General features: G+C 72.7%; 12 protein-coding genes. 7 read left to right on the top strand and 5 right to left on the bottom strand.

Features of this window, described 5'->3' with window-relative positions; translation table 11 throughout:
• The 5 genes from ACY1JF_RS30570 to ACY1JF_RS30550 form a co-directional block, all read left to right on the top strand.
• Positions 1-382: DUF3459 domain-containing protein (locus ACY1JF_RS30570; protein ID WP_462708522.1), on the top strand; the 382-nt coding region annotated here is incomplete at its 5' end.
• Complete coding sequence (gene treS / locus ACY1JF_RS30565) at positions 379-2,079, top strand: maltose alpha-D-glucosyltransferase (RefSeq protein WP_462708521.1); 1,701 nt, start codon at positions 379-381, stop codon at positions 2,077-2,079. The genes ACY1JF_RS30570 and treS, both read left to right, overlap by 4 nt.
• Before the next feature lie 105 nt (positions 2,080-2,184).
• Positions 2,185-3,579, top strand: coding sequence for a maltokinase N-terminal cap-like domain-containing protein (locus tag ACY1JF_RS30560; RefSeq protein WP_462708520.1), 1,395 nt, complete (start codon positions 2,185-2,187; stop codon positions 3,577-3,579).
• 19 nt (positions 3,580-3,598) lie between these two features.
• Positions 3,599-6,148 (top strand): 1,4-alpha-glucan branching enzyme, encoded by a 2,550-nt coding sequence (gene glgB / locus ACY1JF_RS30555; RefSeq protein ID WP_462708519.1) that lies wholly within the window; start codon positions 3,599-3,601, stop codon positions 6,146-6,148.
• A 189-nt stretch (positions 6,149-6,337) separates the two neighbouring features.
• Positions 6,338-7,351, top strand: a complete 1,014-nt coding sequence (locus tag ACY1JF_RS30550) for an amidinotransferase (RefSeq protein WP_462708518.1) — start codon at positions 6,338-6,340, stop codon at positions 7,349-7,351.
• A gap of 77 nt (positions 7,352-7,428) precedes the next feature.
• Here ACY1JF_RS30550 and ACY1JF_RS30545 read toward each other — a convergent pair whose 3' ends face one another.
• The 4 genes from ACY1JF_RS30545 to ACY1JF_RS30530 form a co-directional block, all read right to left on the bottom strand.
• Positions 7,429-9,648 carry a HelD family protein gene (locus ACY1JF_RS30545; protein ID WP_462708517.1) on the bottom strand — a complete coding sequence of 740 codons (2,220 nt, stop codon included), beginning with the start codon at positions 9,646-9,648 and terminating at the stop codon, positions 7,429-7,431.
• 168 nt (positions 9,649-9,816) lie between these two features.
• Positions 9,817-10,146 carry a thioredoxin gene (gene trxA, locus ACY1JF_RS30540; protein ID WP_462708516.1) on the bottom strand — a complete coding sequence of 110 codons (330 nt, stop codon included), beginning with the start codon at positions 10,144-10,146 and terminating at the stop codon, positions 9,817-9,819.
• Entirely contained in the window at positions 10,140-10,541 is a 402-nt protein-coding gene (locus ACY1JF_RS30535) for a MerR family transcriptional regulator (protein WP_462708515.1), read from the bottom strand. Before ACY1JF_RS30535 ends, trxA begins: the two co-directional genes overlap by 7 nt.
• 259 nt (positions 10,542-10,800) lie before the next feature.
• Positions 10,801-12,192, bottom strand: a complete 1,392-nt coding sequence (locus tag ACY1JF_RS30530; RefSeq protein ID WP_462708514.1) for a cation:dicarboxylate symporter family transporter — start codon at positions 12,190-12,192, stop codon at positions 10,801-10,803.
• A gap of 143 nt (positions 12,193-12,335) precedes the next feature.
• Between ACY1JF_RS30530 and ACY1JF_RS30525 the strand changes: the two genes are divergently transcribed.
• Both ACY1JF_RS30525 and ACY1JF_RS30520 read left to right on the top strand, forming a co-directional pair.
• Positions 12,336-13,937 carry a sensor histidine kinase gene (locus tag ACY1JF_RS30525; RefSeq protein ID WP_462708513.1) on the top strand — a complete coding sequence of 534 codons (1,602 nt, stop codon included), beginning with the start codon at positions 12,336-12,338 and terminating at the stop codon, positions 13,935-13,937.
• Entirely contained in the window at positions 13,934-14,623 is a 690-nt protein-coding gene (locus tag ACY1JF_RS30520; protein ID WP_462708512.1) for a response regulator, read from the top strand. The genes ACY1JF_RS30525 and ACY1JF_RS30520 overlap by 4 nt, the downstream gene beginning before the upstream one ends.
• Here ACY1JF_RS30520 and ACY1JF_RS30515 read toward each other — a convergent pair.
• The gene (locus ACY1JF_RS30515) at positions 14,506-15,063 is read right to left on the bottom strand and encodes a transposase (RefSeq protein ID WP_462708511.1); all 558 of its coding nucleotides are present in this window, start codon (positions 15,061-15,063) and stop codon (positions 14,506-14,508) included. The genes ACY1JF_RS30520 and ACY1JF_RS30515 overlap by 118 nt on opposite strands.
• Between the last annotated feature and the right edge of the window lie 127 nt (positions 15,064-15,190).

Raw genomic sequence — 15,190 nt, 5'->3', positions numbered from 1 at the left:
CCGCACCATCGCCCCCCTCATCACCCGCCTCAACACCATCCGGCGCACCCACCCCGCCCTGCGCCAACTGCGCGATCTCCACTTCCACCACACCGACAAGGAGGCGGTGATCGCCTACTCGAAGCGGCGGGGTTCGAACACGGTTCTGGTGGTCGTCAACCTCGACCCCCACCACACCCAGGAGGCCACGGTCTCGTTGGACATGCCGCGACTCGGCCTGGACTGGCACGAGTCGGTGCCGGTGCGTGACGAGCTCACCGGTGAGACCTATCACTGGGGCAGGGCCAACTACGTGCGCCTGGAACCGGGCCGTCGGCCCGCGCACGTCTTCGCGGTTCTGCGACCGTCCACCCCGCAGATCGGAGGGTCACCCACAACATGATCGTCAATGAGCCCGTACCGGACACCTTCGAGGACACCCCGGCCAAGGACCGCGACCCGGACTGGTTCAAACGAGCCGTCTTCTACGAGGTCCTGGTCCGCTCCTTCCAGGACAGCAACGGCGACGGCATCGGCGACCTCAAGGGCCTGACCGCCAAGCTCGACTACCTCCAGTGGCTCGGCGTGGACTGCCTCTGGCTCCCGCCGTTCTTCAAGTCACCGCTCAGAGACGGCGGTTACGACGTCTCCGACTACACCGCCGTACTGCCCGAGTTCGGTGACCTGGCGGACTTCGTGGAGTTCGTCGACGCCGCCCACCAGCGCGGCATGCGGGTCATCATCGACTTCGTCATGAACCACACCAGCGACCAGCACCCGTGGTTCCAGGAGTCCCGCAAGGACCCCGACGGCCCCTACGGCGACTACTACGTCTGGGCCGACGACGACAAGCAGTTCCAGGACGCCCGCATCATCTTCGTCGACACCGAGGCGTCGAACTGGACCTACGACCCGGTCCGCAAGCAGTACTACTGGCACCGCTTCTTCTCCCACCAGCCGGACCTCAACTACGAGAACCCGGCCGTGCAGGAGGAGATGATCTCCGCCCTGAAGTTCTGGCTGGACCTGGGCATCGACGGCTTCCGCCTGGACGCGGTGCCGTACCTCTACCAGGAGGAGGGCACCAACTGCGAGAACCTCCCGGCGACCCACGCCTTCCTCAAGCGGGTGCGCAAGGAGATCGACGCCCAGTACCCGGACACGGTGCTGCTGGCCGAGGCCAACCAGTGGCCCGAGGACGTCGTCGACTACTTCGGCGACTACCCGAGCGGCGGCGACGAGTGCCACATGGCGTTCCACTTCCCGGTGATGCCGCGCATCTTCATGGCCGTGCGCAGGGAGTCGCGCTACCCGGTCTCGGAGATCCTGGCCAAGACCCCGGCGATCCCGTCCGGCTGCCAGTGGGGCATCTTCCTGCGCAACCACGACGAACTGACCCTGGAGATGGTCACCGACGAGGAACGCGACTACATGTGGGCGGAGTACGCCAAGGACCCCCGCATGCGCGCCAACATCGGCATCCGCCGCCGGCTCGCCCCGCTCCTCGACAACGACCGCAACCAGATCGAGCTGTTCACCGCCCTGCTGCTCTCCCTGCCCGGCTCGCCGATCCTCTACTACGGCGACGAGATCGGCATGGGCGACAACATCTGGCTCGGCGACCGGGACGCGGTGCGCACCCCCATGCAGTGGACCCCGGACCGCAACGCCGGGTTCTCGTCGTCCGACCCGGGGCGGCTCTTCCTCCCCACGATCATGGACCCGGTCTACGGCTACCAGGTGACCAACGTCGAGGCGTCGATGTCCTCCCCGTCCTCCCTGCTGCACTGGACCCGGCGGATGATCGAGATCCGCAAGCAGAACCCGGCCTTCGGCCTCGGCTCCTTCACCGAACTGCCGTCCACCAACCCGGCGGTGCTGGCGTTCCTGCGCGAGTACGAGGACGACCTGGTGCTGTGCGTGCACAACTTCTCCCGGTTCGCCCAGCCCACCGAGCTGGACCTCAGCGCCTTCCGCGGCCGTCACCCGGTGGAGCTGTTCGGCGGGGTGCGCTTCCCGGCCATCGGCGAACTGCCCTACCTGCTGACCCTCGGGAGCCACGGCTTCTACTGGTTCCGCCTGCGCGCGGACACCGCGTAGAACGGCCGGGCGGGGCGGTTTCCACCGTCCCGCCCGGGGCACGCGACAGTAATCGCCCCCCGAAGACCCCGACGACCCCCGAGCCCGGGGAAGGGACGCGCCGCCATGCCGGATGCCGAGACCCGCACCGTCGCCAGCACCCCCGCCCTGATCGCCTCACTCGACCCCCTCCTGCGGGAGTGGCTGCCGCGGCAGCGCTGGTTCGCGGGTAAGGGGCGCCCGGTCACCGGGTTCTCACTCGTCGCCGCCACCGAACTGCTTCCCTCCACCGCCCGGTCGGGCCTGATCCACGTCCTGCTGCGAACCCACCAGCCGGACGTCCCCGCCTCCGCCGCGCCCGGACACCCCGGCGACTGCTACCAGCTCCTCATAGGGGTGCGCGAGGCACTGCCGCCCCGGCTGGCGCCCGCGCTGATCGGGCATGTGCGCCAGGGCCCGCTGACCGGGCGGACGGTCTACGATGCCCTGTACGACACCCGGCCCGCCGAGGTGGTCCTGGAGGCGCTGCGCAGCCGGGCCCGCGTCGGCGGGCTGCGCTTCGAACGGGACCCGGACCAGGAGATCCGGGCCGGTCTCGCACCCCGTCCGGTGACCGCCGAGCAGTCCAACTCCTCGGTCGTCTACGGGGACGCGTTCATCCTCAAGCTGTTGCGCCGGATCGTGCCGGGCGTCCACCCCGACCTGGAGCTGCCGCTGGCGCTGGCCCGCGCCGGCTGCCCCCGGGTGCCGGCGCCGACGGCGTGGATGGTGGCCGACCTGGCCGGTGACACCTGGGTCCTGGGCGTGCTCCAGCCCTACCTCCGGGGCGCGACCGACGGCTGGGAGCTGGCCCTGCGGATGCTGGCCAAGGGCGAGGACTTCGCCGCCGAGGCGCGGGAGCTGGGCCGGGCTACCGCCGAGGTGCACACGGCACTGGCCGCCGCCCTGCCGACCGTCACCCTGGGCCGCGGCCACCTGGAGCGGACGGTCGCCGGGATGACCGAGCGGCTGGACCGGGCCGTGCGCGCGGTGCCGGCGCTGCTGCCGTACGCGCCGGGGCTGCGCTCGGCGTACACCGCGCTGGGCTCGCTGGCCGCGGAGGGCCGCACCTGGACCGCCCAGCGCGTCCACGGCGACCTGCACCTCGGGCAGTGCCTGCGCTCCCCGTCCGGGCGGTGGTCGCTGATCGACTTCGAGGGCGAGCCGGCCAGACCGCTCGCCGAACGGCGGCTGCCGCAGCCGCCGGCCCGGGACATCGCCGGGATGCTCCGCTCCTTCGACTACGCCGCGCACGCGGCCGACGCCCCGCCACCGGGCTGGGCCGCGACCTGCCGGGCCGCGTACTGCACCGGGTACGCGCAGGTCAGCGGGGTCGATCCGCGCACCGATCCGGTGCTGCTGCGCGCCTATGAGACGGACAAGGCGGTCTATGAGGTGGTGTACGAGGCCCGGCACCGCCCCGACTGGCTGCCGGTCCCCCTGTCCGCGGCCCGCCGCCTGGCCGCGTCCGAACCGGTCTGACCTCCAGGAGGCCCCTCCCGTGACCCCCCGCCCGGACCCCAAGAAGACAGCCGAGGAACAGAGCGCGGCGAAGAAGGCGCAGAAGGCGAAGAAGGCGGCGGCCAAGAAGGCGGCGACCGCGAAGAAGACGGCAGCCGCGAAGGAGACGGCGACCGTGAAGAAAGCGGCAGCCGCGAAGAAGACGGCGACGGCCGGGAAGACGGCCGCGGGGAAGAGGGCGACGGCTCCGGCCCGGAAGACGGCTCCGGCCCGGAAGAAGCAGGTGCCCGCGCAACGGGGCACCGAGACCCCCGCTCCTCCCGCCCCGGCCACTCCCCCCGTCCCGGCCGCTCCTCCCGTTCCTCCCGCCCCGGCCACTCCCCCCGTCCCGGCCGCTCCCGTCTCCCCCGCCCTGTCGGCCGCCGACCGCGAGCGGCTGCTCGCCGGTACGCACCACGACCCGCACGCCGTGCTGGGCGCCCACCCGCTGCCCGGCGGCGGGACCGCGGTCCGCGCCTTCCGGCCGTACGCCCTGGCGGTGACCGTGGTCGCCGGGGAGACGCGGACCGAGCTGCACGACGACGGGGACGGCTTCTTCTCCGGGCTGCTGCCGCTGCCCGAGGTCCCGGCGTACCGGCTCCTGGTGACCTACGAGGGCGCCGTGCACGAGACCGAGGACGCGTACCGCTTCCTGCCCACGCTGGGCGACCTGGACCTCCACCTGATCGGGGAGGGCCGGCACGAGCAGCTGTGGCAGGCGCTCGGCGCGCACCCGATGACCTGGCAGGGCGTGAGCGGCACCCGCTTCGCCGTGTGGGCGCCGAACGCGCGGGGCGTGCGGGTGGCCGGCGGCTTCAACTTCTGGGACGGCACCGGCCACCCCATGCGGTCGTTGGGCTCGTCGGGGGTGTGGGAGCTGTTCCTGCCGGGGGTCGGGGAGGGCGAGCTGTACAAGTTCGAGATCACCCGGCCCGACGGCTCCCGCACCCTGCGCGCCGATCCGCTGGCCCGCCGCACCCAGGTGCCGCCCGAGACGTCGTCGGTCGTGACCGCCTCGCACCACGAGTGGGGCGACGCGCAGTGGCTGGAGCGCCGTACGGCCACGCCCGCGCACCAGGCGCCGTTCTCGGTGTACGAGGTGCACCTGCCGTCCTGGCGGCCCGGGCGGACCTACCGCGAACTGGCCGAGGAACTGCCCGCGTACGTCAAGGACCTGGGCTTCACCCACGTCGAGCTGATGCCGGTCGCCGAGCACCCCTTCGGCGGTTCCTGGGGCTACCAGGTCACCGGCTTCTACGCGCCCACGGCCCGGCTCGGCGGCCCCGACGACTTCAAGTACCTGGTCGACCGGCTGCACCAGGCCGGGATCGGCGTCCTGATGGACTGGGTGCCGGCCCACTTCCCGCGCGACGAGTGGGCGCTGGCCGAGTTCGACGGCCGCCCGCTGTACGAGCACGCGGACCCGCTGCGGGCCGCGCACCCCGACTGGGGGACGCTGGAGTTCGACTACGGGCGGCGCGAGGTGCGCAACTTCCTCGTCGCCAACGCCGTGTACTGGTGCGAGGAGTTCCACATCGACGGCCTGCGGGTGGACGCCGTCGCCTCGATGCTCTACCTGGACTACTCGCGCGAGCCGGGCCGGTGGACGCCGAACGAGCACGGCGGCCGGGAGAACCTGGACGCGGTGGCCTTCCTCCAGGAGATGAACGCCACCGTCTACCGGCGCTGCCCCGGCGTCGTGACCGTCGCGGAGGAGTCGACGGCCTGGGACGGCGTCACCCGGGCCACCCACCACAAGGGCCCCAGCGGTTTCGGCGGCCTGGGCTTCGGGCTGAAGTGGAACATGGGCTGGATGCACGACTCGCTCCAGTACATGAGCCACGACCCGATCCACCGCAAGTACCACCACCACGAGATGACGTTCTCGATGGTGTACGCGTACAGCGAGAACTACGTGCTGCCCATCTCCCACGACGAGGTGGTGCACGGCAAGCGGTCGCTGGTGTCGAAGATGCCGGGCGACTGGTGGCAGCAGCGCGCGAACCACCGGGCGTACCTCGGCTTCATGTGGGCCCATCCCGGCAAGCAGCTCCTCTTCATGGGGCAGGAGTTCGCCCAGGGGGCCGAGTGGTCCGAGGCGTCCGGCCCCGACTGGTGGCTGCTCGATCCGGAGTACGGGGCGCACCCGGACCACCGCGGCGTCCTCGACCTGGTCCGCGACCTGAACGCCGTCTACCGGGACACCCCGGCCCTGTGGCGGCGCGACACCGACCCGGGCGGCTTCGAGTGGGTGGTCGGCGACGCCGCCGAGGACAACGTCCTCGCCTTCCTGCGCCGGGACACCGACGGCACCCCGGTCCTGTCGGTGTCGAACTTCTCGCCCGTCGTCCGCCCCGACTACCGCCTGGGCGTCCCCGACGACGTCCCCGCCTGGGCGGAGGTCCTCAACACGGACGCCGTCCGGTACGGCGGCTCCGGCGCGGGCCGGCCGGGCCCGGTCAAGCCGGAGTCACAGGGCTGGCACGGCCGCCCGGCGAGCATCCGGCTGACCCTGCCGCCGCTGGCGACGGTGTGGCTGCGCCCGGCCTGACCCGGTCCCGACCTGGCCGGTCCAGGCCTGTCCGGTGCCGGCCCGTCCGGTGTCCCCGGCGGGCGCGGGCGCGGCCCGTCCGGTGTCCCCGGCGGGCGCGGGCGCGGTTTTCGCGGGACCATGGTGGCGGGGAGGGAACGGGACGGACGCGGACCACCGCCTCCGGGAGCGGAAAGGCGCACCCCGGCCATGACGACACCGCCGGCACTCGACCGTGTCAACGTCACCCATGAGTGGGGTGTCCTCAAGGAGGCGGTCGTCGGCCGCGTCATCGACTTCCGGGTCCCGGAGCGGATCGGCGCGGGACTCCCCGGTGTCCTGGGCTTCGTGCCCGAGAGCACCCGGCGCGACCTGCCGCGCTGGGCGGGCCGGCTCTGGTCGGAGGCGGACCCGGACGGCTACGGGCGAGCGGTCGAGCAGGTGGACGGCCTGGCCCGGTTCCTGACCGGCCGCGGGGTGGCCGTCCACCGCCCGCGGGAGCTGACCGGACCGGAGCTGGGCGCGTACGGCGGCGAGGGCGACCGGTTCAGCATGCAGACGTTCGTCCGCGATCCGATGATCGTGGTCGGCGACCACGTCATCGAGGCCGCGCTGCGGCTGCCGGCCCGCTTCAAGGAGCGCTTCGGGCTGCGTCCCGTCTTCGCCGAGGCGGTGGCCCGCGGGGCGCGGTACTCGGTGATGCCGCCGCCCCCGCCGTACCGCACGACCGAGATGGCGGCGGCGACCGGGCCGTTCCTGGAGGGCGGCGACGTCCTCCTGCTGGGCCGGGACGTCCTCGTCGGCTGCGGCCGGGGCGGCACGGCGTCCGACCGGGCGGGCGCCCGGTGGCTGGCGGAGCTGCTCGGGGACGGCCACCGGGTCCGGACGGTGCCGCTGAGCGAGCGGGTGATCCACCTCGACGACGGTCTCACCGCCGTCCGCGAGGGCCTGGCGGTGGTCTGCCGGGAGCAGTACCCCGAGGGCGTGCCGGACCCGGTCGCGCACTGGGAGCTGATCGACGTCTCCCTGTCCGACGCCGTGAACCTGCTGGCGGGCAACAGCCTCGTGCTGGGCCCCGGCGAGGTGGTCGTCGACACGCGGCTGACGGACCTCGCCGAGGCGCTGACCGCGCGCGACGTCACCGTGCACACCCTGCCCTTCGACGCCGTGACCCCGTTCGCCGGCGGCTTCCGCTGCGCGCACCACCCGCTGGTGCGCGAGTGACCCGGTGGGGGGCGGGCGGCGGACCCGGTGGGGGCGGGCGGCGGAAGCGCACCGGCGGGAGCGCGCGGTGGACCTGGCTAGACCGTGTCCGCCAGCCCCTTCGGCAGCGGTCCGGTGTGCAGCACCCCGAGCCGCTGGGTCGCCCGGGTCAGGGCGACGTACAGGTCGCTCGTCCCGTACCGGTCCGGTTCGACGACCAGGACGGAGTCGAACTCCAGGCCCTTGGACTGGCGGGGGTCGAGGAGGACGACCGCACGGGTCAGGTCGGGGCCGGTGCCCGCCGTGACGCCGTCCAGCCGGGCGGCGAGGGCCTCGTGCAGGTCGCGCGGGGCGATGACGGCGAGGCGGCCCTCGTCGGGGGTGAGTTCGGCGACCGCCCCGGCCACCGCCGCCGGCAGGTCGTCGACGGCGCGGACGAACGGCCGCACCCCGGTGGACCGTACCGAGCTGGGCGGCTCGAAGGCGGGGTCCTCGGCGCGGACCACGGCCGCCGCGACCTCCATGATCTCGGTGGGGGTGCGGTAGTTGACGCCGAGCCGGGTGTGCTCCCAGCGGTCCTCGACGTAGGGGGCGAGGATCTCGGCCCAGGAGCCGACACCGGCCGGCTCCGCGGTCTGCGCCGGGTCGCCGACCAGCGTCATCGAGCGGGTCGGGCTGCGGCGCATCAGCAGCCGCCAGGCCATCGGGGAGAGTTCCTGCGCCTCGTCGACGATGATGTGCCCGAACGCCCAGGTGCGGTCGGCCGCCGCGCGCTCGGCGGCGCTGCGGTGGTCGTCCTCCCGCTGGCGTTCGGCGAACCGCTCGGCGTCGATGATGTCGTGCGCGGACAGGACCTCGGAGTCCTCCTCGTCCTTGTCCTCGAACTCGTACGTCCGGGAGGCGTAGGAGACGTCCAGGACCCCCTGCGCGTACGCCACCTGCTCCCGCCGCTCGCGTTCGGCCCGGTCGCGGACCAGGCGGTCGTCCTCGCCGAGCAGTTCGGCGGCCTCGTCCAGGAGCGGTACGTCGGCCACCGTCCAGCCCCGGGTCACCGGGCGGCGGACGGCGGCGGCGTCCTCGGCGGGGAGGAACTCCTCGGGCGCGGCGAGGAAGTCGGCCACCAGCCGCTGCGGGGTGAGCCGGGGCCAGAGCCGGTCGACGGCGGACCAGACGTCCGGGTTCTCGGCGAGTTCGTCGCGGATCTGGGTGATGTCGGAGGCGTCGAGGAGGCTGCTGCCGTCGTAGGGGTCGGTGCCGATGCGCTCGGCGTACAGGTCGGTGAGCGTGTTGAGGATGTGCCCCTCGAAGTGCTCGCGGGCCGCGTTGTGCGGCAGCTTCGCGGCACGGGTGCGCTCCCGGGCCACCCTGACCAGGTCGTCGTCGAGCATCAGGACCTCGCGCTCGTGCTCGATGGCGATCACCGGGTCGGGCAGCGCCTGCCGGGCGCGGACCACCTCGGCCAGTACGCCGGCCATCTCGGCCCGGCCCTTCACGGCCGCCGCCTGGGGGGTGTCCGCGGCCGTCGCCCTCACGCCGGGGAACAGCTCGCCGACGGTGGCCAGCAGCACGCCGGTCTCGCCGAGCGAGGGCAGCACCTCGCCGATGTAGCCGAGGAAGGCCGGGTTGGGGCCGACGATGAGGACGGCGCGCTTGGCGAGCAGTTCCCGGTGCTCGTAGAGCAGGTACGCCGCCCGGTGCAGGGCGACGGCGGTCTTGCCGGTGCCGGGGCCGCCCTCGACGACCAGGACGCCACGGTGCGGGGCGCGGATGACGCGGTCCTGGTCGGCCTGGATGGTCTGCACGATGTCGCCCATGCGGCCGGTGCGCGCCGAGTTCAGCGCGGCCAGCAGCACGGCGTCGCCGGACGGGTCCTCGTGGCCGGTGCGGGTGGCGTCGCCGAGGTCGAGGATCTCGTCGTGCAGGGCGGTGACCGTGCGGCCCTCGCTGGTGATGTGCCGGCGGCGGCGCAGGCCCATCGGGGTGTGGCCGGTGGCCAGGTAGAAGGGGCGGGCGACGTCGGCCCGCCAGTCGATCAGGACCGGGGTGCGTTCGGCGTCGTCGGCGCGCAGCCCGATCCGGCCGATGTGGTGGGCGTCCCCACAGGTGAGGTCGATCCGGCCGAAGCAGAGGGAGCCGTCCACCGCGTTCAGCGCGGCGAGCAGCCCGGAGCGCTCGGCGACCAGGATGTCCCTCTCCAGCCGGGCCTGCATGGGGGTGTCGCCCTGCGCGAGCGCGTCGGTGACCGAGGTCTCGGCGTCGCCGCGCAGCGCGTCCACACGCGCGTACAGTCCGTCGATGAATTCCTGCTCGTTCCGCAATTCATCGTCCGGATAGCCGGTGTTTGACAATTCTACTCCCGCCCGGATATACTGAGCCCATGAACTTCTTTGCGGCTCATATGTGTATAAAGTCGCGAACCACCTAATGTACGCAAGAAAATCCCCCGAGCGCAATTGCTCGGGGGATTTGTTGTTCCGGCCGCCCGGTCAGAGCACGTCCGAGAGTTCTTCCAGGAGCTTGCGCTTGGGCCGGGCGCCCACCATGGACCGCACCGGCTCGCCGTCCCGGAAGACCATGAAGGTCGGCATGGACAGCACCTTGTACGCGTTGGTCGTCTCCGGGTTGTGGTCCACGTTCAGCTGAACCACCCGGAGCCGGCCGGCCTCCTCCTCGGCCACGGCGGCGAGCACCGGGCCCATCTGCCGGCACGGCGGGCACCAGTCGGCGGTGAACTCCACCAGCACCGGCAGCTCCGCCCCGATCACCTCCGCCTCGAAGTCGGCGTCCGAGACCTCGTCCACACCGTTGATCACCATGCGTGTCCTCCCAGTTCGCAGCGCGGCTGAGGACCTTCCGCAGCCATCGCCTCGGCCCGCGCCAGCTGTGCGGCCACCGTGGACCGCACCCCGCGCAACTCGCCGATCAGCGCGTCCAGCTCCGCCAGCTTGCGCCGGTACACCGCCAGCGACGCCGGGCAGGAGTCGCCCTCGGGGTGACCGGCCCGCAGACACTCCACGAAGGGCCGGGTCTCCTCCAGGTCGAACCCGAAGTCCCGCAGCGTCCTGATCTGCTCCAGGAGCTTCACATCGCGCTCGTCGTAGGTCCGGTGCCCGTGCTCGTCCCGCCGTGCGGGCAGCAGCCCGCGTGACTCGTAGTACCGCAGGGTGCGCGTCGTGGTCCCGGCGCGTGCGGCCAGCTCGCCGATTCGCATACCGACGAACGTACGCCTTGACGCGGACGTCAAGGCAAGGAAGAGCGGAACGGGAGGCCGGGGAGGTCCGGGCGGCCGGGGTGACCGGGGCGGCTGGGACGACCGGGCGACGGAAGCCGAACGAGAAGGCCCGGACGACCGGGCCAGGGAAACCGAGCGAGAAGGCCCGGACGACCGGGCCAGGGAGGCGGAACGAGAAGGCCCGGGCGGCTGAGCAACGGGGGGAGATCTCAGCCGTCCGGGGTTCCGCGGGGAGGGATCAGGCCTTGGCCAGTTCCTTCTCCTCGTCCTGTTCGGTGCGGTCGGCGGGGGCTTCCCCGGCGGTGCCGTGACCGTCGTCGAGGAGCGTCCGCTCGTCGAACGGCACCCGGCCGGCCAGCACCTCGGCGACCCGCGCCTTGTCGATCTCCTTGGTCCAGGTGCCGATCAGGACGGTGGCGACGGCGTTGCCCGCGAAGTTGGTCAGGGCGCGGGCCTCGCTCATGAAGCGGTCGATGCCGACGATCAGGCCGATGCCGTCGACCAGGGCGGGCTTGTGCGACTGGAGACCGCCGGCCAGCGTCGCCAGGCCCGCGCCGGTGACACCGGCGGCGCCCTTGGAGGCGACGAACAGGAACAGCAGCAGCGGGATCTGCTCGCCGATGGACATCGGCGTGCCCATGGCGTCGGCGATGAAGAGGGAGGCCATGGTCATGTAGATCATGGTGCCGTCGAGGTTGAAGGAGTAGCCGGTCGGGACGGTGATGCCGACCACCGGCTTGCTGACGCCCAGGTGCTCCATCTTGGCGATCAGGCGGGGCAGCGCCGACTCCGAGGAGGACGTCGACAGGATCAGCAGGAACTCGCGGCCCAGGTACTTGAAGAGCGAGAAGGCGTTGACGCCGGTGCAGATCTTCAGCAGCGCGCCCAGCACGATGACGACGAACAGCACGCAGGTGACGTAGAAGCCGAGCATCAGCACGGCCAGGCTCTTCAGGGCGTCCACGCCGGCCGAGCCGGTGACGGCGGCCATCGCGCCGAACGCGCCGACCGGGGCGGCCCACATGATCATGGCGAGGACGCGGAAGACCAGGCGCTGGATGTGCTCGATGCCGCGCAGCACGGGCCGGCCGGCGTTGCCCATCGCCTGCAGCGCGAAGCCGCAGAGCAGGGCGACCAGCAGGGTCTGGAGGACCTCGCCCTCGGTGAACGCCGAGACGATCGTGGTCGGGATGATGCCGAGCAGGAACTCGGTGGTGCCCTTGGCCTCCGCGTCGACCTGCGCGTGACCGGTCTCCTTGACGGCGTCGGTGACCGCGAGGCCGGTGCCCGGGTCCAGGATGTTGCCGACGACCAGGCCGATCGCCAGGGCGACCAGCGACATCACCATGAAGTAGACGAGGGCTATGCCGCCCACCGCGCCGACCTTGGCCGCCTTGCGGACCGAACCGATGCCGAGCACGATCGTGCAGAAGATGATCGGCGAGATCATCATCTTGATCAGGTTGACGAAGCCGGTCCCGATCGGCTTCAGCTCGACCGCGAAGTCCGGCGCGATCAGGCCGACGGCGATACCGAGGGCCACCGCGACGATCACCGCGATGTAGAGATAGTGCGTGCGGTCCCGCTTGGCGGGGGGTGCGGCTGGTGCCGTATCGGCTGCGCTGGTCACGGCGGCCCTCCTTGGCGACGTCGGTGTCACCGGCGTGCGGCTCACGTCCGGGGTGGGGAACCCGGTGACTATCTCGTGCCCTGTGAGCGCGGTCACCCTTGTGTTCATTTAGTTCACAATCGGCCAGGGGGGAGACTGGCGGCATGCACCTCCGCGTCCCCCGCCCCCGCAGCCTGGCCGCACAGCTCTTCGCCGTGCAGGCCGTGCTGATCGCGGTGCTGGTGGCCGGATACGCGGTGTTCACCTGGGTCAACGACCGTCGGCAGGCCGAGTCCGCCGCGGGCCGCGAGGCACGGGCGGTCGCCCTGTCGATAGCCGGCTCCCCGTCCGTGCGGGAGGCGATCCGGACGTCCGACCCGTCGGCGCGGTTGCAGCCGTACGCGGTACGGGTCATGGCGGACACCGAGGTCGACTTCGTCACGATCATGAGCCCCGACGGCACCCGCTGGACCCACCCCGACCCCGAGCAGATCGGCCGCGCCTTCCGGGGCCACATCGAGCCCGCCCTGGCCGGCCGCACCTTCACCGAGACCTACACCGGCACGCTCGGCCCCTCGGTCCGCGCGGTGACGCCGGTACGGGACGGCGGGCGCGTGGTCGGCCTGGTCAGCGCCGGCATCAAGGTCGACGAGATCAGCAAACTGGCCCGGGAACAGCTCACCGCCCTGCTCACGGCGGCGGCCGGGGCGCTGGCGCTCGGCGCGGTCGGCACGTACGTCGTCAACGCGCGGCTGCGCCGGCACACCCACGGCATGAACGCGGCCGAGCTGAGCCGGATGCACGACTACCACCAGGCGGCCCTGCACGCGGTGCGCGAGGGGCTGCTGATGCTGGACGGGCAGCGCCGGGTGGCGCTGATCAACGACGGCGGCCGGGAGCTGCTGGGCGTCGACGGCGAGGTGGTCGGCACCCAGGTGGCGGAGCTGGGACTGCCGGCCCCGCTGACGGGCGCGCTGCTGGCCTCGGAGCGGCGGACGGACGAGGTGCACCTCACCGCCGACCGCGTCCTGGTGGTGAACACCTCCCCGGTCTCCGGCGGCGAACGCCGCGGCACGGTCGTCACCCTGCGGGACGTCACCCAGCTCCAGTCCCTGATGGGCGAGCTGAACTCCGAGCGCGGCTTCTCCCAGGCCCTGCGCTCCCAGGCCCACGAGGCCGCGAACCGCCTCCACACGGTCGTGTCGCTCATCGAGCTGGGCCGCGCGCGGGAGGCGGCGGAGTTCGCGACGGCGGAACTGGAACTGGCCCAGGCCCTCACCGACCAGGTGGTGGCGGCGGTCGGCGAACCGGTCCTGGCCGCGCTGCTCCTCGGCAAGACGGCCCAGGCCAACGAGCGGGGCGTGGAACTGGTCGTCTCCCCCGACTCCCGCCTGGACGACGGCCTCCTCCCCCCGTCCCTCCCCGCCCGCGACCTGGTCACCATCCTGGGCAACCTGATCGACAACGCGGTGGACGCGGCGCAGGGCGGGACGCCGGCACGGGTGACGGTGACGGCGTACACGGCTCGCGACCGCCTGGTGCTGCGGGTGACCGACACCGGCCCCGGGGTCGACCCCGGTCACGCCGACCTGGTCTTCCAGCGCGGCTTCTCCACCAAGCCGGCCGGCCCCGGCGGACGGGGCCTGGGCCTCGCCCTGGTCCGGCAGGCGGTCCACCGGCACGGGGGCGCCCTGTCGGTGACCCGGGCGGCGGGCGGCGGGGCGTCCTTCGAGGCGGAACTGCCGCTGACGGCGGTACGGGGATGACGGCCATCCGCGTCCTGGTGGTCGAGGACGACCCGGTCGCCGCCGACGCGCACGTGATGTACGTCGGCCGGGTACCGGGCTTCACCGCCGTCGGCAAGGCGCACTCGGGCGCCGAGGCCCGCCGGGTGCTGGACCGCACGCCGGTCGACCTGATCCTCCTCGACCTGCACCTGCCGGACGTGCACGGACTGCACCTGGCCCGCACCCTGCGCGCCGCCGGCCACCGCGCCGACGTGATCGCGGTGACGTCGGCGCGGGACCTGACGGTGGTCCGCGAGGGCGTCTCCCTGGGCGTCGTCCAGTACGTCCTGAAGCCGTTCACCTTCGCGACCCTGCGCGACCGCCTCGTCCGCTACGCCGAGTTCCGGGGCACCGCCGGGGAGGCGAGCGGCCAGGACGAGGTCGACCGCGCGCTGGCCACGCTGCGCCCACCGGGTCCTGCGGCGCTGCCGAAGGGGCTGAGCGCGCCGACCCTGGAGCGGGTGACGGAGGCGCTGCGCGACGCGGAGGGCCTGACGGCGGCCGGCGTCGGGGAAGCCGTCGGCATCTCCCGCATCACCGCCCGCCGCTACCTGGAACACCTCGTCGACACCGGCCGCGCGGCCCGACGCCCGCAGTACGGGACGGTGGGGCGGCCGGAGCTGCAGTACCGGTGGGTGCGGGGCGGGGAGGAACGGGAGCGGTGATCACAGCTCGCCGGCCATGACCCCGGCCCGGAAGGCGGCCCACGCGGAGGCCGACCGTGGGGCAGGCCGTACGCGCCGGGCCACGCGGCGGCGACCTGCTCGCCCAGGTGTTTGGCCATCGCGCTGACCTGGGGCTTCGACAGCTGGGTGACGCCGAGGGACTCGGCGGGTCTCTCGACTCGGCGGGGGGGGAGACGCCGAGCAGGCAGGCGGTGGCGGCCACGCTGGCGAGGGCCTGTTCGGCCCGGCGCCGCCGTTCCAGGAGCCGGTGCGGGAAGCAGCCCCTGCCTCGGCTCGGGAACGGCGAGCTCGACGGTCCCGGCGCGGATGTCCCACTCGCGCAGGCGGTAGCCGTCGCGGTGGTTGACCCTCTCGTCGCTGACCTGCCCGTATGCGGCGTTGCAACGGGCACTGAACCATTGGGCGCGGACATCCGTCATGGTGCACAGGGATTACCGACGCGGCCTCGCCGACGTCGGAGGAAGGTCACCGCACCGAAACGGTCGGCCCCACAGGCGCTGCCGTAGCTCTTGAACACATCGAAATCTCACGGAGGTTCACTGTGAA

The organism is Streptomyces sp. SYSU D01066-1, from assembly GCF_054956795.1.
The sequence above is the reverse complement of the archived record's forward strand: the minus strand, read 5'-3'. Positions and strand labels throughout refer to the sequence as shown.

Excerpts from the sequence above, each read along its gene's own strand:
- treS (WP_462708521.1), top strand. The coding sequence starts at position 379 with ATGATCGTCAATGAGCCCGTACCGGACACCTTCGAGGACACCCCGGCC.
- trxA (WP_462708516.1), bottom strand. The coding sequence starts at position 10,146 with ATGGTGATCAACGGTGTGGACGAGGTCTCGGACGCCGACTTCGAGGCG.
- ACY1JF_RS30520 (WP_462708512.1), top strand. The coding sequence starts at position 13,934 with ATGACGGCCATCCGCGTCCTGGTGGTCGAGGACGACCCGGTCGCCGCC.
- ACY1JF_RS30535 (WP_462708515.1), bottom strand. The coding sequence starts at position 10,541 with ATGCGAATCGGCGAGCTGGCCGCACGCGCCGGGACCACGACGCGCACC.
- ACY1JF_RS30525 (WP_462708513.1), top strand. The coding sequence starts at position 12,336 with ATGCACCTCCGCGTCCCCCGCCCCCGCAGCCTGGCCGCACAGCTCTTC.
- ACY1JF_RS30550 (WP_462708518.1), top strand. The coding sequence starts at position 6,338 with ATGACGACACCGCCGGCACTCGACCGTGTCAACGTCACCCATGAGTGG.
- ACY1JF_RS30515 (WP_462708511.1), bottom strand. The coding sequence starts at position 15,063 with ATGACGGATGTCCGCGCCCAATGGTTCAGTGCCCGTTGCAACGCCGCA.
- ACY1JF_RS30560 (WP_462708520.1), top strand. The coding sequence starts at position 2,185 with ATGCCGGATGCCGAGACCCGCACCGTCGCCAGCACCCCCGCCCTGATC.